The following is a 20,209-nucleotide window of genomic DNA, read 5'->3' as shown; positions in this document are numbered from 1 at the left end:
CGGGCCGTGGACGATCCCGAGCGCGAGCCACCTGCCAGCGGCCTGGCCCGGCTGGGGCGCGGCTTCGGTGTCCGCACCGGCGAAGCCGGCGCGGTGGTGGCCGGTTTCCTGTTCTTCTTCTGCCTGTTCGCCAGCTATTTCATGCTGCGTCCGGTACGCGAGACCATGGGCATTGCCGGCGGCGTGAAGAACCTGCAATGGCTGTTCACCGCCACCTTCGTCGTGATGCTGGCCGCGATCCCGCTTTACGGCGCGGTCTGCGCGTGGCTGCCACGGCGCCGCTTCGTGCCGTGGGTATACGCCTTCTTCATTGCCAACCTGCTGGCCTTTGCGCTGGCCACGCGCGCCCTGCCGGACAACATCTGGCTGGCGCGTGTGTTCTACGTGTGGCTGTCTGTGTTCAACCTGTTCGTGGTGTCGGTGGCATGGAGCCTGATGGCCGATGTGTTCAGGCCCGAGCAGGCGCGCCGGCTGTTTGCGCTGCTGGCCGCCGGCGCCAGCGCGGGCGGACTCGCCGGGCCGGTGCTGGGCGGCTGGCTGGTGCCGCATATCGGCCTGACCGGCCTGATGCTGCTGTCGGCCGCCTTGCTGGCCGCCACGCTGCCGGGCGTGGGCTGGCTGTTCGGCTGGCGCCGGCGGGCTGGCGCGGGCGTGGCGCAGCCGGGCAAGGCCGCTGCCCGCGCGGTCCAGGATCCTGGCAATCCGATTGGCGGCGGGCTGCTGGCCGGGCTGTCGCTGTTGCTGCGCTCGCGCTACCTGCTCGGCATCGGCTTGTTCGTGATCCTGCTCGCCACGGCCAGCACCTTCCTGTACTTCGAGCAGGCTCGGCTGGTGGCCGAGGCCTTTCCCGAGCGCACCCGCCAGACCCAGGTGTTTAGCGCGCTGGATGCCGCGGTGCAGGCGCTGACCATCGTCGTGCAACTGTTCTTCACCGGCCGCGTGGCGCGCCGTTATGGGGTCACCATGCTGCTGACAGCGGTGCCGCTGGCAGTCACCGCGGGTTTCCTTGTGCTGGCCCTGCTGCCCACCTTCGGCGTGCTCGCGGCCGTCATGGTCCTGCGGCGCGTGGGCGAATACGCGCTGCTGCGCCCCGGGCGCGAAATGCTGTTCACCGTGGTCGATGCCGAAACCAAGTACAAGGCCAAGAACGTGATCGACACCGCCGTTTACCGCGCGGGCGATGCGGTCAGTGCCTGGGTCAAGACCGCCATCGATGCGCTGTCGGGCCATCCCGCGACGGTGGCCCTGGCAGGCGCCCTGCTGGCACTGGCGTGGGCAGGACTGGGTTGGTGGCTGGGACGGCGGCATGAGGGGCAGCTTGGCCCCCAGGAAGCCGGTCTTGGCCGTGCCACGCGAAATCCAGCGGCACGCTAGCTCCCCGGTCAAGGGTTTTCCCGGTTGACGCTGTCCCTGCGAAGCCATACATTGGCCCCGCAGATCTAGATAAGAGACCATCTGTAAGATGGTCTCTTCGCGCCTTGCAGTTGCTGCGGCCTCTTACAGAACAAGTAAAAGGAGACCGCCGTGCAACCTTCTGCGATCAAGCTTCGTGGCATCGATGATGTCATTGCCTACATAGATTCCTGCCCTGGCATACGCGGCAGGGCCGCTGCCATCTGGTGGCTCGCCCTGGGCGGACTGTTCCTCGACGCGTTTTCCAATTCGGCGCTTAGCGCCGGCCTCGGGCCGATGACGCGCGACCTCCAGCTCGTGCCCGCCAAGGTTGCGCTGCTGACGTCGTTCGCATCGTGGGTGGCCATTGCCTTCAATCCGATCGGCGGTTGGATGGCCGATCGCTGGGGCCGTGTCCGGCCGCTGATTCTGGCCAAGGTGCTCGCGGTAGTCGGCGCGGTGCTGGTCGTGTTGGCGCCCGGATTCGAGGTGATCCTGGCCGGGCGCTTCTTTGTTGGCGCGGCCTACGGGATCGACTTCGCCATCGCCATGGCCGTGCTGGCGGAGTTCACGCCGGTGAAGCTCAAGAGCCGGCTGAACACGTGGCAAGGCATGTGGTACACGGCCGTCTGCGCCAACCTGCTGCTGGCGCTGCTGTTCTACTCGTGGGACGTCGGCGATACGATCTGGCGCTACTCGGTGGCCGCCACGGCGGTTTTTGGCGTGGCCATCCTGCTGCTGCAAGGCCTGTTCCTGGTGGAAAGCCCGACCTGGCTGGCACGCAAGGAACGGCTCGAGGCCGCCGCCAGCGCCATGACGCGCATCTATGGGCGAACGTTCATTGCCGCCCCGGCCGCGGAGCGGATCCCCGTGCTCAACCAGGCGCGGCGCGGCCTGGCCAACGTGCTGCTGATCTTTCGCGGCATCTACCTGCCGCGCACCATGCTCGCGGCCACCGTGCAGATCGGGCAGTCGATCCAGTACTTCGCGATCGGCTGGTACCTGCCGCTGATCAGCGCGGCGCTGTTTGGCAAGGATTTTGTCTACGCGACCATCGGCGCGCTGGTGTTCAACGTATGCGGCATTGTCGGTGGCTTCCTGTCGCCGCTGGTCGGCCGCACGCTGGGCCTGCGCCGCGCTTCGGCGTTCGGCTTCGCGGCGGTGTTCGCCATGCTGCTGATACTCGGCCTGTTCAACGGCAAGATGCCGATGTGGATTGCCGTGGTGGTGCCGTCGCTGTTCATCCTGTTCCACTCTGCCGGCCCCGGCGCGAATGGCAAGAGCTTGTCGTCCCTGTCATTCCGCAGCGAACTGCGCGCCGGGGCCAACGGCGTCATCGGCGCGCTCGGTGCCATCGGCGCCGCACTGGGCTTGCTGGTGTTCCCGCTGTTCCGCGCGCAATACGGGTTGGAGACCACCTTCCTGATCCTTTCGGTGGTGCCGCTGCTGGCGAGCGTGGTCTGCTTTTCGATCCGCTGGGACCCGACTCGCACTGCAATCCATCCCGATAACGAAGCCGATGCGCCGCAGTTCAAGGGCGACGCGGCGGACGCGTCGGGCTTTATGCAACCCGTGATCGAAAAGGCCCGGCCATGACCCAGCGCAGCAACGTCATCCTTGCGATCGATGAAGGCACCTCGGGCACGCGCGCCGCGGTGGTGGCTGCCGACGGCCACGTGAAATGCCTGCACTACGCCGCGCTGGAGATCCACAGTCCTTGCCCCGGAGTGGTGGAGCAGGACGCCGACGCGCTGCTCGCGCGCACGCTGGCGGTTTGCCGCGCCACGCTGGCACAGGCGGCTAATGAAAACCTGAACGTGGTCGCCCTCGCCGTCGCCACACAGCGCGCCACCGCGGTGCTGTGGGACACCGCCACCGGGCGCGCATTGGTCCCCGCCATGGTGTGGCAGGACACACGCTATGCGGCCGAACTAGACCAGCTTGCGCCGGCATGGGACGCCACCCTGCGCGACACCGTCGGCCGCCCGGTCGGTGTGCGCTCGCCGTACCTGTGGGCCGCACGGCACCTGCGCGACACACCGGCGGTGGCCGAAGCCTTGCGCGCGCGCAGGCTCGCCTTCGGCACCATCGACACCTGGCTGCTGTGGCACCTGTCGACGGCGCGCGCGTGCCTTACCACGCCGACCAACGCGACCTCCTGCAATGCCTACATGCTGACCGGGCATCGCTACCGGCTCGACTGGATCGATGCGCTCGGCTTCCCACGGGAACTGCTGCCCGAGCTGCGCCAGGATGCGGACGACTTCGGCCGCACCCGGCCCGACGTGCTCGGCATCGACGTGCCGATCCTGGCTTGCGCCGGCGACCAGCTCGCCGGCGCCATCGGCCTCGGATGCCTCGATGCCGGGCAGGCGATGTGCCTGCATGGCACCGGCAGTTTCGTCGACCTGGTAGTCGGCCCGCAGCTTCCCGCGCGCAGCGGCAGGTCGGACAGCACCCTGACCATGACCGCGCGCCGCCACCACGGCGTCTCGCACTTCTCGGTCGAGACCTTTGTCGCCACCACCGGCTCGGCGCTCAACTGGGTCTGCGACAAGCTCGGCTGGTTCGACAACGCCAGGCAGATCAGCGCGCTGGCGGCCACGGTGACGTCGGCGCGGGGCGTGACCTTTATTCCGGCGCTGACGGGCCTGCGCGTGCCGCGCATGCAGCCCGAGGCGCGCGCGGCACTGGCTGGCATCTCGCTGGCAACAACGCGCGCGGAGATGGCCTTTGGCATCCTGGAAGGCATTGCCCATTCCGTAGCCTCATGCATCGAGGCGAACCAGGACATTGCAGGCGTGCCGGTGTCGGCGCTGGTGGTGGGCGGCGGGCTGTCCGGCAGCGACGCGCTGCTGCAGATGCAGGCCGATCTCAGCGGTGTTCCCGTCCACCGCATGAAAGAGAGCGACCGTGCCAGCCTGCGCGGCATCGCCTACCTTGCCGGCGCTTCCGGCCTGCTGTGGGACTCCATGCAGCAGGCGCGCGCGACCACGATACCCGACGCAGTGTTCGAGCCAACGCTCGACTCGGCTCAGCGTGCCGAGCGGCGTGCGCTCTGGCATGCGCGCGTGGCGTCCGAACTCGACCATGCCGACGCGCGCGCCGCCCGTCAGGACGACGAATGCCGTCAGGCCCATTAACCCGGAGCAACCCAAGATGGTGATTTTCCCCTCCCGCAGCGCGAACCGCGAGCGTGCCGCCTTGACCGGCACGGAGCCTTTGCGGCTGGTGCACGCAGACCAGCTCGACCGCCTGGAGGCCGATGCCTTCGACATCCTGGTGGTCGGGGGCGGCGTCACCGGCGCCTACGCCGCGCTCGATGCCAGCCTGCGCGGCTACCGCGTGGCGCTGGTCGAGAAGAACGACTTCGCCGCGGGGACCTCGTCCAAGTCGTCGAAGATGGTGCACGGCGGCTTGCGCTATATCGAACAGGGCAACCTCGGCCTGGTGCGCCATTCGCTGCTGGAGCGCCAGCGCCTGCGCCGCAATGCGCGCCACCTGGTGCAGCGGCTGCCGTTCCTGTTCCCGGTGATGGAGCGCGACGGCGTCTTCGACAAGCGCCTGGCCAAGGCCTTCGGCAGCCTGCTGTGGACCTACGACCTGGCCGGCGGATGGCGCGAGGGCATCCTGCACCAGAAGCTGACCAAGGCCGAGGTGCTGTCCCACTGCCCCACCTTCAACGAGGAACACCTGACCGGCGGCTATCTGTATTTCGATGCGCGCGTTGACGATGCCCGCCTGACCCTGAACCTTGCGCGGACCGCGGCATTCCACGGCGCGGCCGTGCTCAACCATGCCACCGTCACCGCCATCACGCGCGACGGACACGGCAAGGTCGATGGCGCCATCGTCCACGCCGGCGAACGCGAAGTCCGCGTGCGCGCCGGCGCGGTCGTGATGGCCACCGGTGTGTGGCTGCGCGACTGGACCGGCCGCAAGCCGGGCGAGGACAAGACGCTGCACATCCGCCCGGCCAAAGGGGTCCACGTTGCCATCCCATGGCTGAAGATCCGCAATGACTGCACCGTGACGATCCCGGTGCCGGGCCGCAGCCGGCGCGCGACCATCACGCGGTGGGGCAACGTGTCCTACCTCGGCACCACCGACGAAGACTATGACGGCGATCTCGACAACGTGCTGTGCACCCGTCAGGAACTCGATTTTTTGCTCGAAGGTGCGCGCTCGGCGCTGAAGGTCGACCTCTCCGCGCAGGACGTGGTCGGCAGCATCGCGGGGTGCCGTCCGCTGGTGGCCCCGCCCGGCGGCAAGACGCTGGAGATCCGCCGCAACCATGAGATTCATATCGCGCACGACGGGCTGGTGACCATTGTCGGCGGCAAGCTCACGACCGCGCGCCACATGGCCGAGCAAACCATCGATGCCGCGCAGCAGGTCATCGGCAAGCGCGGCAAGTGCGTGACCCGGTCGGCCTATCTGCTCGGCGCGGCCGGCTATGACCCGCAGGCCATCGTCGCCTCAGGCGGCATGGCCGCGCACCTGGGCGAGCGCTACGGCACCGAAGCCCGCTTCGTCAGCGACATCCTGCAGGCGGATCCCGCCCTGGCGCGGCCCATTGTCGAGGGTCTGCCCTACACCGAAGCCGAGATCGTCTATGCCGTGCGCCACGAACTGGCCGGCACGGTCGATGACGTCTTGTCACGGCGCATCCGCGCGCGCCTGATGGCGCGCGATGCCTCGGCCCGCGCCGCGCCACGGGTGGGCCAGATTCTCAAGGCTGAACTCGGCCTGGCCGAAGCCGCGGTGGCGCGGCAGGTCAGCGAATACCTGGCGGCCGTCGCCGTCGAAAAATCCGTCCTCATGGGAGACCCAGCATGATCAGCAAGGAAGCCATCAAGCGCGGCTACAACCGCGGCAACTACGTCATCGGCGCCCACACCCCGCCCGGCTATGCGGCGAACCTCCATGACACCCCGGATGCGCCGGGCCTGCAGCGCGACCCCATCGCCGTCGGTGCGGCCGATGTCGCGGCCCTGCGCAAGGTGGCCGACGAAGTGCTGACCGATACGGCCAATGTGGTGGCATGGACCCGCGACTGGTGGGCCGGTTCCATGATCACGGAGACCGCCGGCAAGCCGGCCACGCCCCGCGCTGTCATCGTGCGCGTCTCCACTGTGGAACAAGTCCAGGCCGTCATGCGCATCGCCAGCAACGGCGCCATTCCGGTCACCGTGTCGGCCGGGCGCAGCAACGTCACCGGTGCCGCCCTGCCCGTGCGCGGCGGCATCGTGCTAGACGTGTGCGCGCTCAATCGGCTGGTCGGGTTCGACCAGGCCAGCCAGATCGTCGAGGTCGAAGCCGGCATGTTCGGCGATATCTTCGAACAGACCGTGCAGCGCGAATTCGGCATGACGATGGGCCACTGGCCGTCTTCGTACGCGATCAGCACGGTGGGCGGATGGGTGGCCTGCCGCGGCGCCGGCCAGCTGTCCACGCGCTACGGCAAGATCGAGGACATGGTGTTCGGCATGGACGTGGTGCTGGCCGACGGCACCCTGGTCACCGTGGGCGGCTACGCGCGCGCGGCGCTGGGGCCGGACCTGCAGCAGCTGTTCATCGGCTCCGAAGGCATGCTCGGCGTGATCGTGCGCGTGCGCCTGAAGCTGCATCGCCTGCCCGACTACGGGCGCGCCATCGCCTACGGCTTCAAGAGCTTTGCCATTGGCCTCGACGCCTGCCGCGAGATCATGCAGCGCGGCGCCAAACCGGCCGCGCTGCGCCTCTACGATGCGCTGGAGAGCGGGGTGCAGTTCGGGCTGCCCGACACCAATGTGCTGCTGGTGGCCGACGAGGGGGCGCGCGAGATGGTCGATGCCGTGATGACGATCAGCGAGCGCGTGTGCGCGGGACTTGGGGACCAGCTCGACAGCGCGGCGATCTTCGAGCGCTGGCTAGACACGCGCTACCTGACCGGCAAGAGCGCCGAAGGCTTCAAGCGCGGCCCGGGTTTTGTCGCCGATACGCTGGAAATGTCGGGGCCCTGGCGCGACCTGGCGGCAATCTACGCCGACGTGGTCAAGGCGATCAACGCCGTGCCGGGTACCCTTGCCGGCTCCGCGCACCAGTCGCATGCCTACGTGGACGGCGCCTGCCTGTATTTTTCCTTGCGCGGCGAGGTGGCGGTGGAGGATCGCCAGCAATGGTATCGCCAGGCATGGGATGCGGCCAACGCAGTGCTGATCCAATACAATGCAGCACTGAGCCACCACCACGGCATCGGGCTGCTGCGCGCGCCATACATGGCGGCGTCGCTGGACACGGCCTTCCCGCTGCTGACGGCAGTCAAGCAGGCGCTCGATCCGCAGCATCTGCTGAACCCCGGCAAGCTGGGCCTCGGTGACCGGCTCGCCAACGAACCGAAGTAATCCCGCATGGACAGGTCCCTCGGTGCGCGCCTGGCGCGACATCCCGTCATCGGCACGCTTTATGGTGTCGACCAGATCGACGCGATCATCGAAAGCGTCGCCGAAGTCTGCATCGTCGCCAATGTCGAGTTGCGCAAGCTGCAGCCGGTCATCGCCACGCTGACCAGCGCCAGCAAGTATGTCATCGTCAATATCGACAGCTGCGAAGGCCTGTCGCAGGATAAGGGCGGAGTGGACTACCTGGCCGACATCGGGGTGACGAGCCTGGTCTCCACACGCGTGGCGACCATCCAGCGCGCCAACCGCGCGGGCATGGTGACGATGCAGAAGGTCTTTGTTACCGACCGCTCCACCTGGCCGCGCAGCGTCAAGGCGCTCGAGCAGAGCGACCCTAACCTGGTGCAGCTGATGCCGGCACCCATGCTGTCGCACCTGCCGCAAGCCGACCGCAACGCGCTCCCGCCAATCGTCACCTCGGGCTTTGTCTGCAACCGCGAGGATATCCGTGGCGCGCTTGCACATGGCGCCGTCGCGGTCTCCACCAGCGACCGCAAGCTCTGGAGCCTGGACGCGAAAGCGCTCAAGCCGTAAGGCCACCGCCGGCCTTGGCCGGCGGGATTCGCTGACCGCTGATCGGCCAAAACTGGCCTGTTAGCGCTGGAAGATCGTATAGTCATGTCCTCGGACCGGGCTTGCCGCCTTGCGCGCCGTGCTACGCCGCGCCACCCGCCAGCCACCCCCATATTCCTGATCCCGGAGGACCTCCCCATGAAGACCAAAGCCGCCATCGCCTGGAAAGCCGGCGCCCCGCTGACCATCGAAGACGTGGACCTGGACGGCCCGCGCGCCGGCGAAGTGCTGGTGGAAGTGAAAGCCACCGGCATCTGCCATACCGACTACTACACACTGTCCGGCGCCGACCCGGAAGGCATCTTCCCGGCGATCCTGGGTCACGAGGGCGCGGGCATCGTCACCGACGTCGGCCCGGGCGTGACCTCGCTCAAGCCAGGAGACCATGTCATTCCCCTGTACACGCCGGAATGCCGCCAGTGCAAGTTCTGCCTGTCGCGCAAGACCAACCTGTGCCAGGCCATCCGCGCCACGCAGGGCAAGGGCCTGATGCCGGACGGCACCTCGCGTTTCTCGATCGACGGCAAGCCGATCTTCCACTACATGGGCACCTCGACCTTCGCCAACCACATCGTGGTGCCGGAGATCGCGCTGGCGAAGATCCGCCCCGACGCGCCGTTCGACAAGGTCTGCTACATCGGCTGCGGCGTCACCACCGGCGTGGGCGCGGTGCTGTTCACCGCCAAGGTCGAGGCCGGCGCCAACGTGGTCGTGTTCGGCCTGGGCGGCATCGGCCTGAACGTGATTCAGGCGGCGAAGATGGTGGGCGCCGACAAGATCATCGGCGTCGACCTGAATCCGGGCCGCGAAGCGATGGCGCGCAAGTTCGGCATGACGCATTTCATCAACCCGAAGGATGTCGGCAACGTGGTCGACCACATCATCCAGCTGACCGACGGCGGCGCCGATTATTCGTTCGAATGCATCGGCAACACGCAGGTCATGCGCCAGGCGCTGGAGTGCTGCCACAAGGGCTGGGGCAAGTCGATCATCATCGGCGTGGCCGAGGCCGGCGCGGAGATCTCGACGCGCCCGTTCCAGCTGGTGACGGGGCGCGAGTGGAAGGGCTCCGCCTTCGGCGGCGCGCGCGGCCGCACCGACGTGCCGAAGATTGTCGACTGGTACATGGAAGGCAAGCTCAATATCGACGACCTGATCACCCACACGCTGCCGCTGGAGCGCATCAACGACGGTTTCGACCTGATGAAGCGCGGCGAGTCGATCCGCTCGGTGGTGCTGTACTGAGGGCGCGCCAACATGGAACTGATCTCGCAACATGGCTGCCACGGCGGCGTGCAGCGCTTCTACCGCCATGATTCGACGGCGATCGGGCTGCCGATGCGTTTCTCGGTCTACCTGCCGCCGCAGGCGCAGGCGGGCGCGCGGGTACCGGTGCTGTTCTACCTGGCCGGCCTGACCTGCACCGAAGAGACCTTCATGATCAAGGCCGGCGCGCAGCGTTTTGCCGCCGAGTACGGCCTGATGCTGGTGGCCCCCGACACCAGCCCGCGCGGCGCGGGCCTGCCGGGCGAGGCGGATGCGTGGGACTTCGGCGTCGGCGCGGGGTTCTATGTCGATGCCACCGAGGCGCCGTGGCACAAGCACTGGCGCATGGAAAGCTACGTGGCGGACGAGCTGTTCGAACTGGTGACCACCGCCTTGCCAGGCGATGCGGCGCGCGTTGGCATCTGCGGGCATTCGATGGGCGGGCACGGTGCGCTGGTGCTGGCGCAGCGCCACCCGCAGCGCTTCCGCTCGGTGTCGGCGTTCGCGCCTATCGCAGCGCCGTCGCGCTGCCCGTGGGGCGAGAAGGCCTTTGCCGGTTACCTCGGCAGCGACCGCGCCGCGTGGGCGCAGTATGACGCCAGCGAACTGATGGCGCGCCAGCCGGGCGCGCCGTTTCCGGCCGGCATCCTGGTCGACCAGGGCCTGGACGACCAGTTCCTGCAAAGCCAGCTGCATCCCGAGACATTCGCTGCCGCCTGCCAGGCGGTGGGCCAGCCGCTGACGTTGCGCCGGCACAGCGGCTACGACCACGGCTACTACTTCATCACCAGCTTTATCGCCGACCACATCCGGCACCATGCGGCACAGCTGTAGCCGCGCCGCTTCAGTCTTCCGCCAACCGGCGATAAGCCCCCGGGCGCGATCCGGTCCAGCGCCGGAACGCCCGGTGAAACGCGCCGGGCTCGGCAAAGCCGAGTTCGGCCGCGATATCCGCGACCGCGCGCCCGGAATGGCTGAGCGCCTCGATCGCCAGGTCGCGCCGCAACGCGTCCTTCAGGTCCTGGTAGCTGACCCCCTCCTCCATCAGCCGGCGCCGCAGCGATGATGCCGACAGGTTCAGGCTGACCGCGAGGTCTTCAAAGGTCGGCCATTGATCCGGCCGCTGGTTGCGCAGCAGCCGCCGCACGCGTGCGCCCACGCTGCTGCGGTCCGAGTACTTGACCACCACGTTGTGCGGCGCCTCGCGCAGGAATGCCTTCAGGCTGCGCTCGTCCTGGCGCACCGGCTGCGCCAGCAGCGCTGCGTCGAAGACCAGCGCCGTGGCCGGCTGCCCGAATGCCAGCTGGCGCGAATACATGACGCGGTATTCGGCGCTGTAGGGTGGTTCGGCATAGTCGAACGCCGCCAGCCGCACCGGCACGCGCCGCCGCAGCAGCCAGCTCATCAGGCCATGCAGCATGATCAGCATGGCTTCCTTGGCAAACACGCCGGGTTGCCGCCCCAGGTGGGCGGATGGGGCGGTCAGCACCAGCGCGGCCTCGTCGCCATGGCGCTCCAGCCGCACGCCGATATCGTCGAGTAGCAGCCGGAAGTACCGCGTGATGCGCTCCAGACCCTGCGCCAGCGTGCGGCTGCCCGCCACCGCATGGCACAGCATGGCGAAGCTGCCGCACTTCATGCTGCGCGAGTCCTGCCCGAAGAATTCATCGTCCAGTGCCGCGGCCACAGCCAGCCACAGCTCGCTGTAGCTGACGGCCGAGACCCGTGCCTGCGGCACGGCCAGCAGCGCCGGCGCAATGCCGGCGCCGCGCAGCACCGGATCGGGGTCGATCCCGCGCGCGCGCAGGCCTGCAATGGCGTGGTGGACGAAACAGATGGCGACACTGCCTTTTTCCATGGCGCTGGGGGTGGCAAACGAGGGTGGCAAACGAGTTCAGGAAGATTGGCGGATTTTGGCATAGGAGCGCGACCCGGGCGTTCCTACACTGGCCGCAGCTCAAACGCCGAGCGCGCATTCTGCCTCAGTTGCAGCGCCGCTCCAAACGCCCCATCCCAATCTGCCATGCACAGCGACTACACCGAAGAGCAAACCATGATCCGCGACAGCGCACGCGCCTTTGCCACCGAACGGCTGGCCGTGGGCGCCGCGCAATGGGACCGCGACGGCCGCCTGCCCGACGAGGTGGTCGCCGAAATGGGCGCGCTGGGCCTGCTGGGCATGATCGTGCCCGAGGAATGGGGCGGCACCTATACCGACTACGTCGCCTATGCGCTGGCCATCGAAGAAATTGCCGCCGGCTGCGCCGCCTGCGCCACCATGATGAGCGTGCACAACTCGGTTGGCTGCGGGCCGGTCCTGCACTATGGCACCGATGCGCAGAAAGAGCGCTACCTGGCGCGGCTGGCCAGCGGCGAGTTGATCGGCGCATTCTGCCTGACCGAGCCGCAGGCGGGCTCCGAAGCGCACAACCTGCGCACGCGCGCCCGCTTCACCGACCACGGCTGGGTGCTGAACGGCAGCAAGCAGTTCGTCACCAACGGCCAGCGCGCGGGCGTGGCGGTGGTGTTTGCCTCCACCGAACCGGAACGCGGCAAGAAAGGCATCTCCGCGTTCCTGGTCCCCACCGACACGCCCGGCTTTATCGTCCACGCCCCGGAAAAGAAGCTGGGCATCCGCGCCTCGGACACCTGCGCGATCACGCTCGAAGACTGCATCGTCCCGCACGACGCGCTGCTCGGCGAGCCCGGCGAAGGCCTGCGCATCGCCTTGTCGAACCTGGAAGGCGGACGTATCGGCATTGCCGCGCAGGCCATCGGCATTGCGCGTTCGGCCTTCGAAGCGGCGTGCCGTTATGCCTCCGAACGCATCCAGTTCGGCCGCGCCCTGCGCGAGCACCCGCCCATCGCCAACATGCTGGCCGACATGGCCACCGAACTGAATGCCGCGCGGCTGCTGGTCCACCGCGCCGCGCGCATGCGCAGCGACGGCGTGCCGTGCCTGTCCGAAGCCTCGCAGGCCAAGCTGTATGCGTCGGAACTGGCCGAGCGCGTGTGCTCCAAGGCGCTGCAGATCCATGGCGGCTACGGCTACCTGGAAGACTACCCGGTCGAGCGCCACTACCGCGACGCCCGCATCACCCAGATCTACGAAGGCACCAGCGAGATCCAGCGCATGCTGATCGCGCGCAGCCTGTGACCCCTTCTTTCCCTGCCAACGAACAATACCCTCCGGAGACATGATGACCGCCATGCCCAAGACCGACCATGCCGTGCCCACCGTACCGCTGCTGATCAACGGCGAATGGGTGGAATCGTCCGCCGCCGAGTTCCGCAACGTGGTCAATCCCGCCACGCAGGAAGTGCTGGCGCGCGTGCCGCTTGCCACCGCCAGCGAGGTGGCGGCAGCGGTGGGCGCCGCGCACCGCGCCTTTGCCACCTGGCGCCATACGCCCATCGGCGCGCGGCTGCGCGTCATGTTGCGCTTCCAGGCGCTGATCCGCGAGCACAGCAAGCGCATCGCCGCCATCCTCACCGCCGAGCAAGGCAAGACGCTGGCCGATGCCGAAGGCGACATCTTCCGCGGGCTCGAGGTGGTCGAGCATGCCTGCTCGATCGGCACGCTGCAGCAAGGCGGCTTTGCCGAGAACGTCGCCGCCACCGTCGACACCTACACGCTGCAGCAGCCGATCGGCGTCTGCGCCGGCATCACGCCTTTCAACTTCCCGGCGATGATCCCGCTGTGGATGTTCCCGATGGCGATCGTCTGCGGCAATACCTTCGTGCTGAAGCCGTCCGAGCAGGATCCGCTTTCCACCATCGAACTGGTCAAGCTGGCGCTGGAGGCCGGCGTGCCCCCGGGCGTGCTGAACGTGGTGCACGGCGCCAAGGACGTGGTCGATGCGTTGTGCACGCACCCGGACATCAAGGCAGTGTCGTTCGTCGGCTCGACCGCGGTCGGCACCCACGTCTACAACCTGGCCGGCGCGCACGGCAAGCGCGTGCAGTCGATGATGGGCGCCAAGAACCACGCGGTGGTGCTGCCCGATGCGCACAAGGAGCAGACGCTGAACGCGCTCGCGGGCGCGGGGTTCGGCGCGGCGGGCCAGCGTTGCATGGCGACTTCGGTGGTAGTGCTGGTCGGCGCGGCGCGTGACTGGGTACCCGACCTGGTGGCGCGAGCCAGGTCGCTCAAGGTGGGCGCTGGCGCCGAGCCGGGAACCGATGTCGGTCCGGTGGTTTCCGTGGCGGCAAAGGAGCGCGTCCTCGGCCTGATCGCCTCCGGCGAGCGCGAAGGCGCCACGCTGGTGCTGGATGGCCGCGGCGTTGAGGTGCCCGGCTATCCGCAAGGCAATTTCATCGGCCCGACCATCTTCACCGATGTGAAGACCGATATGTCGATCTACACCGAAGAAATCTTCGGACCGGTGCTGGTGGTGATCGGCGTCGACACGCTGGATGACGCCATCGCGCTGGTCAACCGCAACCCGTTCGGCAACGGCACCGGCGTATTCACGCAAAGCGGCGCCGCGGCGCGCAAGTTCCAGAGCGAGATCGACGTCGGCCAGGTCGGCATCAATATTCCCATCCCGGTGCCGGTGCCCTACTTCAGCTTCACCGGCTCGCGCGGCTCCAAGCTGGGGGACCTGGGGCCGTATGGCAAGCAGGTGGTGCAGTTCTACACGCAGACCAAGACGGTGACGGCGCGCTGGTTTGACGACGCTACGGTGAATGATGGGGTGAATACCACCATCAGTTTGAAGTAAGGCAGGGTGTCGGGCGTACCCGCTGCCTTGCTCCCCTCTCCCGCTTGCGGGAGAGGGGCTGGGGGTGAGGGCCGGCGCTTGCAGGACATCATCCTCCTGCAAACCATCGGTGCGCCATCGCTGAAAGCCCTGCAGTAGCACAGGCAGCAATTGACACTCCCGCCCTCTCCCCCGCCCCTCTCCCGCAAGCGGGAGAGGGGAGAAAACAAGCGGGATTCGAGATTCATCATCGAAGGAGACACCCCATGCATATCGCCTTCATCGGCCTCGGCAACATGGGCGCGCCCATGGCGCGCAACCTGCTCAAGGCCGGCCACACCCTCACCGTATTCGACCTGAACGCCGCCGCGGTGGCATCGCTGTGCGCCGAGGGCGCCGCCAGCGCGGACTCGGCGCGCAAGGCCGTCGCCGAAGCGGACTTTGTCATCACCATGCTGCCGGCCGCCGCCCATGTGCGCAGCGCCTACCTGGGCCAGGACGGCGTGCTGGCCGGTGTCCGGCCAGGTGTGCCGCTGGTCGATTCCAGCACCATCGATCCCGCCACCGTGCGCGAGCTCGCCACGGCTGCCGAGGCCCATGGCAATGCGCTGGCCGATGCGCCCGTCTCCGGCGGCACCGTCGGCGCGCAGGCCGGCACCCTGACCTTCATGGTCGGCGCCACCGAAGCCGTGTTCGCCCTGGTGCGTCCGGTGCTGGCGGGCATGGGCCGCAACCTGGTCCACTGCGGCGGCACCGGCACTGGCCAGGTCGCCAAGATCTGCAACAACCTGATCCTGGGCATCTCGATGATCGGCGTGTCCGAGGCCATGGCGCTGGGCGTCAAGCTCGGCATCGATGCCAACGTGCTGGCCGGCATCGTCAACACCTCCACCGGCCGCTGCTGGGCCTCGGATACCTGCAACCCCTGGCCCGGCGTGATCGAGACCGCGCCCGCGGCACGCGGCTACAGCGGTGGTTTTGGCGCCGACCTGATGCTCAAGGACCTGGGCCTGGCCGCCGACGCCGCGCGCAGCGTGAAGCAGCCGCTCTTCCTCGGCGCGCTGGCGCAGCAAATCTACCAGGCCGTAAGCCATGCCGGTGACGGCCAGCTCGACTTTTCGGGCGTGATCCGCCAGTACCTGTCCGCCGCGGACAAGGAGGCCACGCGATGATCGAGTTTGCCCTGCAAGGCCACGTCGCCACGCTGACGCTGAGCCGCCCGCCCGCCAACGCCTTCACCGCCGACGGCCTGCAACAGTTGCGCGAGCTGGTGGCGAAGATCGACGCCAGCCCCGAAGTGCGCGCCGTGGTCGTCACCGGTGCCGGCGAGAAGTTCTTCAGCGCCGGCGCCGACCTGAACGGCTTTGCCGAGGGCGACCGCGCGCACGCGCGCGTGATGGCGCAGCAGTTCGGCAGCGCCTTCGAAGCGCTGCAGAATGCGCGGCCCGTGGTAATTGCCGCGATCAACGGCTATGCCATGGGCGGCGGGCTTGAATGCGCGCTCGCCTGCGATATCCGCATCGCCGAGGAACACGCGCAGATGGCGCTGCCCGAAGCCGCCGTCGGCCTGCTGCCGTGCGGCTGCGGCACGCAGACGCTGCCGTGGCTGGTGGGCGAAGGCTGGGCCAAGCGCATGATCCTGACCAACGAGCGCGTCGACGCCGCCACCGCATTGCGCATCGGCCTGGTGGAAGACGTGGTGCCGCGCGGCCAGGCCCTGGCCACGGCGCTGGCGATGGCCGAGCGCGCCTGCAAGGTCAGCCCGCGTGCCGCCGCGCACAGCAAGCGGCTGGTGCACCTGGCGCGCCAGGGCGTGCCGCGCCAGGCCGCGCTGGCGCTGGAGCGCGAGCGCTTTGTCGACCTGTTCGACGATGCCGACCAGCGCGAGGGCGTCAACGCCTTCCTCGAGAAACGCGCGCCGCAATGGCGCAATGCCTAGGAGCCCGCCATGCGCCTGACTGAAGAGACCCAGGCCGCCAACCTGGATGTTGCCGAGGCGGAGGTCCTGTTCCAGGTCGTCAACGGCGTCGGCATTGCCACGCTGAACCGGCCGCGCCAGCTCAATGCCCTGTCGTACCCGATGATCGTCGCGCTCGGCGCACAGATGGAGGCCTGGGCGCGTGACGATGCCATCCGCGCGGTGGTGCTGCGCGGCGCGGGCCAGAAGGCCTTCTGCGCCGGCGGCGATATCCGCGCCCTGACCGACAGCTACCGCGACGGTACGCCGCTGCACCGCCGCTTCTTTATCGACGAATACACGCTTGACTACCGCCTGCACCGCTATCCCAAGCCGCTGGTGGCGTTGATGGATGGCATCGTCATGGGCGGCGGCATGGGCCTCGCGCAAGCCGCGCACCTGCGCCTGGTCACCGAACGCTCGCGCGTGGCCATGCCCGAAACCGGCATCGGCCTGGTGCCGGACGTGGGCGCCAGCCACTTCCTGTCGAAGCTGCCGGTGCCGCTGGCCCTGTACCTCGGCCTGACCGGCGTCACCATCGGCGCGGCCGATGCGATGCTGTGCGGACTGGCCGATGCCGCGGTGGACAGTGCCACGCTGGCGGAGCTCGAGCAGACCCTCGCCGGCATCGCCTGGGGCCATGACACGCTGGCAGACCTGCGCCATGCGCTGGTGCGCGAGCCCGTGGCCAGCGCCGCCGATGCCCCGCTGCTGCAAGTGCTGCCGGCACTGCTGCAGCATTTCCCGGCGCACGCAACCCTGCCGGAGATCGTGGCCGGCCTGGCTTGCCAGGACGACCCTGCCTACACCGCATGGGCCACGCGCACCATCGATGTCCTGCGCACCCGCTCGCCACTATCCGCGTGCGCCACGCGCGAGTTGCTGCTGCGCGGACGCCGCATGGACCTGGGCGACTGTTTTCGCATGGAGCTGGCGGTGGTGGTCAACACCTTCGCACAGGGCGATTTCATTGAAGGCGTGCGCGCGCTGATCGTCGACAAGGACAACGCCCCGGACTGGCGCGTCAAAAGCTATGACGCGGTCGACGACGCCCACGTCCAGGCGCTGTTCCGGCCGTGGTGGGTGCCGGGCGAGCAGCCGCTGCCGCTGCCCCCGCTCGGCTGAGCGGATGCCCGGCCGTGAGCCTCGACACGCTGCTGGCGTGCAGCCCCTGGGCCGCGGCCCTGACCCCGGCGCAACGCCACCGCGTGCGCGTCGAACTGCGTGTGCGCGCGGTGCCGCAAGGCGCCTATGTCAGCCGCAAGGGCGAACCGGCCGAGAGCTGGCTAGGCGTCGCCGAGGGCCTGGTCAAGGTGCATTGCGCCTCGCCCTCCGGCAAGCGCGCCACGCTCACCGGCGTACCGGCCGGCGGCTGGCTCGGCGAAGGCTCGCTGCTCAAGCGCGAAGCGCTGCGCTATGACGTGGTGGCGCTGCGCGATTCCCGAATCGCTTGCATGCCGGGAGCCACGTTCCGCTGGCTGCAGGAGACCAGCCTGCCTTTCAACCGCTACCTGCTCGATCAGCTCAACGAACGGCTCGGGCTGTTTATCGCCACCGTAGAGCATGAGCGGCTCCACGGTATCGAGGGCCGCGTAGCGCGGGCGCTGGCGACGCTGTTCCATCCGGTGCTCTGTCCTGGCCTGGGTCCGGCATTGCATCTGACACAGGAAGAAGTGGGCCTGCTGGCGGGGATTTCGCGCCAGCGGGCCAACGCGGCGCTCAAGGTGCTGGAACAGCAGCGACTGGTACGGATCGACTATGGCATCGTCCATGTGCTGGAGCTGGAAGGCTTGCGGCGGTACTGAACAGCAGGCGGTCAGCGGCGACGCCAACCGCCTGCGCACGACGCTGGCCTAGGGCACATACCGCTCGACGGCATCGAGCTCGGTGGTGCCATTCGTACCGCCGGACACCAGCACCGATCCATCCGGCAGCATGGCGGCGGCCGCGCCGCTACGTGGGACGGACATGGCGGCTGCGGCGGTCCAGGTGTCGGCCCCGGGATGGTAGATCTCCGCACTCGCCATGCCATAGCCCCCGGCGGCCAGCACCCGGCCGTCTGCCAGCAGCGTCAGGGCAGGCAACACCCTCCGTTCACTCATGGCGCTGGGAGTCCAGACCGAACCAATGGGGTCATACAACCAGGCCTGCGGAGGGCCCGCAAAATCGCCGACGACCAGTACCTTGCCGTTTGCCAGCAGGACGGATTGCGCCAGGACGTGCGAAGTGCCGGGGAACGGCACAGTGACGGTGGGGCCCATGCCGTTGATGGGGAACTGCTCCGCTAACACTGCCATGCCCCTGCTGGAAATGCCGCCGACCACCAGCACGGTAGCGCCGTCCGGCAACAGCGTGGCGGCATGCTGGGTGCGCGGCGTCGCCAGCGTCGTGCCCAATCTGGTCCAGGTGTTCAGGGCGGGATCATACAGTTCAGCTGAACCTTCGAATGTCATCCCTTGATTGCCGCCGATAACCAGCACCTTACCGTCTGGCAACAGCGTGGCGGTATGCCTGAGCCTGGGCGCTGCCATGCTCCCGGCCGGACTCCAGGTTCCGGTGGTCGGATCGTAAAGCTCTGCCGAGGCAATCGCGGTCCCTACAACCATCGCGCCGCCGGCAACAAGGACCTTGCCATTCTGCAGGCGCGTGGCGGTGTGCTCATACCGCGCAGAGGCAAGGCTGCCGGTGGCGGTCCAGGTTCTGGCGTTGCGGTCATACAGGGCGGCGGCGCCCGTTGGTCCCATGGCGCCGATGCCGCCAACGGCGAGCACCCGCCCGTCGGTCAGCAGCGTGGCGCTGTGGTAGTGCTTGGCTTGCAGCATGGAAGCCTCGGGCACCCAGCTACCCCGCGCCGTCACGGCAATCCGCACCTGCGCCTGCAGGCTGCCGGCGCGATTGGTGGCGGTGACGGTGTAGCTTGCCTGCATCTGCACCGCCTGCGGGGTGCCGGCGATGACGCCAGTCTGGGTGTTCAGGCTCAGTCCTGCCGGCAACGGCGGCGACACTGAATAGCTGGCGACAGGGCCACCCGTGACCTGCGGTGTATTCGCTACGATGGCCTCCCCCGCCACATACAGGGCAACGGGGCTGGCGTACTGAAAACTGGCAGGCGGCGCGATCGCGGCTTGCACCTCGATGCGGAGTTCCACGGTGACACTGCCTGCGGAGTTGGTGCCCGTGACAACGTAGGGTGCTGGCGCGGCGGTTGCCGCGGGCGTGCCGCTGATGACGCCGGTTTGCGCGTCGAAGGCAAGCCCGGCCGGCAACGCGGGCGTGATGCTGTAGTGCGTGATGGCCCCCCCGCTGCTGGTCGGGCCGATCGGGGCAATGGTGTCGCCAACGGTAAAGCTAACGGCCGTGACTGAATAGGCCAGGCTGACAGGCGCCGCCGTACCGTCGCGCACTTCGATCTGGATGCGGGCGGTCGCCGAGCCGGCACGGTTCGTCGCGGTCACGACGTGGTGGGCCGCGGCGGTGACGGTGGTCGGCGTTCCGATGATGGCGCCAGTGGCTTCATCCAGGCGCAATCCTGCCGGTAATGGCGGCGCCACCGAATACCGTTCGATCGCGCCGCCGCTGGCGCTGGGCAGATTCACTGCGATGGCCTCGCCGCGGACGTAGCTCGCCGCTGGCATGTGGTAACTGAGGCCGGCCGGCGGCTGCATTGGCGCTTCGACAGGCGGTGCCGGCCCATCGTCGTCCGAGCACGCTGACAGCAGCGCCGCACACAGCAGGACAAAGACAACCAGCCACGGCTGGAAGAAACGCCGCCCCTCACAAGGCTGGGACGCGTGCGCACGGCTGGCAATGGAGGTCATGAGGAGTGGGTCCGCAGGTAATGGTTTTCCGGCGGCCCATCTCCGTGGCCGCCGCGA

The 20,209-nt window shown here is 68.3% G+C and carries 16 protein-coding genes; 14 read left to right on the top strand and 2 right to left on the bottom strand.

Going from position 1 to position 20,209, the window contains the following annotated elements; translation table 11 throughout:
• Positions 1 to 6 precede the first annotated feature (6 nt).
• From E5S69_RS02340 to fghA, 8 genes are all read left to right on the top strand, one after another.
• Positions 7 to 1,374, top strand: a complete 1,368-nt coding sequence (locus E5S69_RS02340) for an MFS transporter (protein WP_171513398.1) — start codon at positions 7 to 9, stop codon at positions 1,372 to 1,374.
• A 150-nt stretch (positions 1,375 to 1,524) separates the two neighbouring features.
• Positions 1,525 to 2,988: an MFS transporter gene (locus E5S69_RS02335; RefSeq protein WP_171513397.1), complete on the top strand. Its 1,464-nt coding sequence runs from the start codon at positions 1,525 to 1,527 to the stop codon at positions 2,986 to 2,988.
• Positions 2,985 to 4,535, top strand: a complete 1,551-nt coding sequence (locus E5S69_RS02330) for an FGGY family carbohydrate kinase (RefSeq protein WP_171513396.1) — start codon at positions 2,985 to 2,987, stop codon at positions 4,533 to 4,535. The genes E5S69_RS02335 and E5S69_RS02330 overlap by 4 nt, the downstream gene beginning before the upstream one ends.
• 16 nt (positions 4,536 to 4,551) lie before the next feature.
• On the top strand, positions 4,552 to 6,231 hold the full coding sequence (locus E5S69_RS02325; protein ID WP_171513395.1) for a glycerol-3-phosphate dehydrogenase/oxidase: 1,680 nt from the start codon (positions 4,552 to 4,554) through the stop codon (positions 6,229 to 6,231).
• Positions 6,228 to 7,778 carry an FAD-binding oxidoreductase gene (locus E5S69_RS02320; protein WP_171513394.1) on the top strand — a complete coding sequence of 517 codons (1,551 nt, stop codon included), beginning with the start codon at positions 6,228 to 6,230 and terminating at the stop codon, positions 7,776 to 7,778. The genes E5S69_RS02325 and E5S69_RS02320 overlap by 4 nt, the downstream gene beginning before the upstream one ends.
• Before the next feature lie 6 nt (positions 7,779 to 7,784).
• Positions 7,785 to 8,369, top strand: a complete 585-nt coding sequence (locus E5S69_RS02315) for a glycerol-3-phosphate responsive antiterminator (RefSeq protein WP_171513393.1) — start codon at positions 7,785 to 7,787, stop codon at positions 8,367 to 8,369.
• 177 nt (positions 8,370 to 8,546) lie between these two features.
• Positions 8,547 to 9,653, top strand: coding sequence for an S-(hydroxymethyl)glutathione dehydrogenase/class III alcohol dehydrogenase (locus E5S69_RS02310; protein ID WP_171513392.1), 1,107 nt, complete (start codon positions 8,547 to 8,549; stop codon positions 9,651 to 9,653).
• A 12-nt stretch (positions 9,654 to 9,665) separates the two neighbouring features.
• The gene (gene fghA / locus E5S69_RS02305; protein ID WP_171513391.1) at positions 9,666 to 10,508 is read left to right on the top strand and encodes an S-formylglutathione hydrolase; all 843 of its coding nucleotides are present in this window, start codon (positions 9,666 to 9,668) and stop codon (positions 10,506 to 10,508) included.
• Positions 10,509 to 10,518: 10 nt separating this feature from the next.
• On the opposite strand, the gene E5S69_RS02300 is transcribed toward fghA, so the two are convergent.
• Positions 10,519 to 11,532, bottom strand: coding sequence for an AraC family transcriptional regulator (locus E5S69_RS02300; RefSeq protein ID WP_171513390.1), 1,014 nt, complete (start codon positions 11,530 to 11,532; stop codon positions 10,519 to 10,521).
• Between the two features lie 165 nt (positions 11,533 to 11,697).
• On the opposite strand from E5S69_RS02300, the gene E5S69_RS02295 reads away from it, so the two are divergent.
• From E5S69_RS02295 to E5S69_RS02270, 6 genes are all read left to right on the top strand, one after another.
• Positions 11,698 to 12,831 carry an acyl-CoA dehydrogenase family protein gene (locus tag E5S69_RS02295; RefSeq protein ID WP_171513389.1) on the top strand — a complete coding sequence of 378 codons (1,134 nt, stop codon included), beginning with the start codon at positions 11,698 to 11,700 and terminating at the stop codon, positions 12,829 to 12,831.
• A 43-nt stretch (positions 12,832 to 12,874) separates the two neighbouring features.
• Positions 12,875 to 14,398: a CoA-acylating methylmalonate-semialdehyde dehydrogenase gene (locus E5S69_RS02290; RefSeq protein ID WP_171513905.1), complete on the top strand. Its 1,524-nt coding sequence runs from the start codon at positions 12,875 to 12,877 to the stop codon at positions 14,396 to 14,398.
• A gap of 245 nt (positions 14,399 to 14,643) precedes the next feature.
• Positions 14,644 to 15,549, top strand: coding sequence for a 3-hydroxyisobutyrate dehydrogenase (gene mmsB / locus E5S69_RS02285; protein ID WP_171513388.1), 906 nt, complete (start codon positions 14,644 to 14,646; stop codon positions 15,547 to 15,549).
• Positions 15,546 to 16,316 carry an enoyl-CoA hydratase gene (locus E5S69_RS02280; RefSeq protein ID WP_171513387.1) on the top strand — a complete coding sequence of 257 codons (771 nt, stop codon included), beginning with the start codon at positions 15,546 to 15,548 and terminating at the stop codon, positions 16,314 to 16,316. The genes mmsB and E5S69_RS02280 overlap by 4 nt, the downstream gene beginning before the upstream one ends.
• 9 nt (positions 16,317 to 16,325) lie before the next feature.
• On the top strand, positions 16,326 to 17,459 hold the full coding sequence (locus E5S69_RS02275; RefSeq protein ID WP_171513386.1) for an enoyl-CoA hydratase/isomerase family protein: 1,134 nt from the start codon (positions 16,326 to 16,328) through the stop codon (positions 17,457 to 17,459).
• Positions 17,460 to 17,473: 14 nt separating this feature from the next.
• Positions 17,474 to 18,139 carry a cyclic nucleotide-binding domain-containing protein gene (locus E5S69_RS02270; RefSeq protein ID WP_171513385.1) on the top strand — a complete coding sequence of 222 codons (666 nt, stop codon included), beginning with the start codon at positions 17,474 to 17,476 and terminating at the stop codon, positions 18,137 to 18,139.
• 48 nt (positions 18,140 to 18,187) lie between these two features.
• Here E5S69_RS02270 and E5S69_RS02265 read toward each other — a convergent pair whose 3' ends face one another.
• The gene (locus E5S69_RS02265; protein WP_171513384.1) at positions 18,188 to 20,152 is read right to left on the bottom strand and encodes a putative Ig domain-containing protein; all 1,965 of its coding nucleotides are present in this window, start codon (positions 20,150 to 20,152) and stop codon (positions 18,188 to 18,190) included.
• Positions 20,153 to 20,209: the final 57 nt, after the last annotated feature.

The sequence above is a fragment of the Cupriavidus necator genome, assembly GCF_013141915.1.
GTDB classification, from domain to species: domain Bacteria; phylum Pseudomonadota; class Gammaproteobacteria; order Burkholderiales; family Burkholderiaceae; genus Cupriavidus; species Cupriavidus necator_B.
The sequence above is the reverse complement of the archived record's forward strand: the minus strand, read 5'-3'. Positions and strand labels throughout refer to the sequence as shown.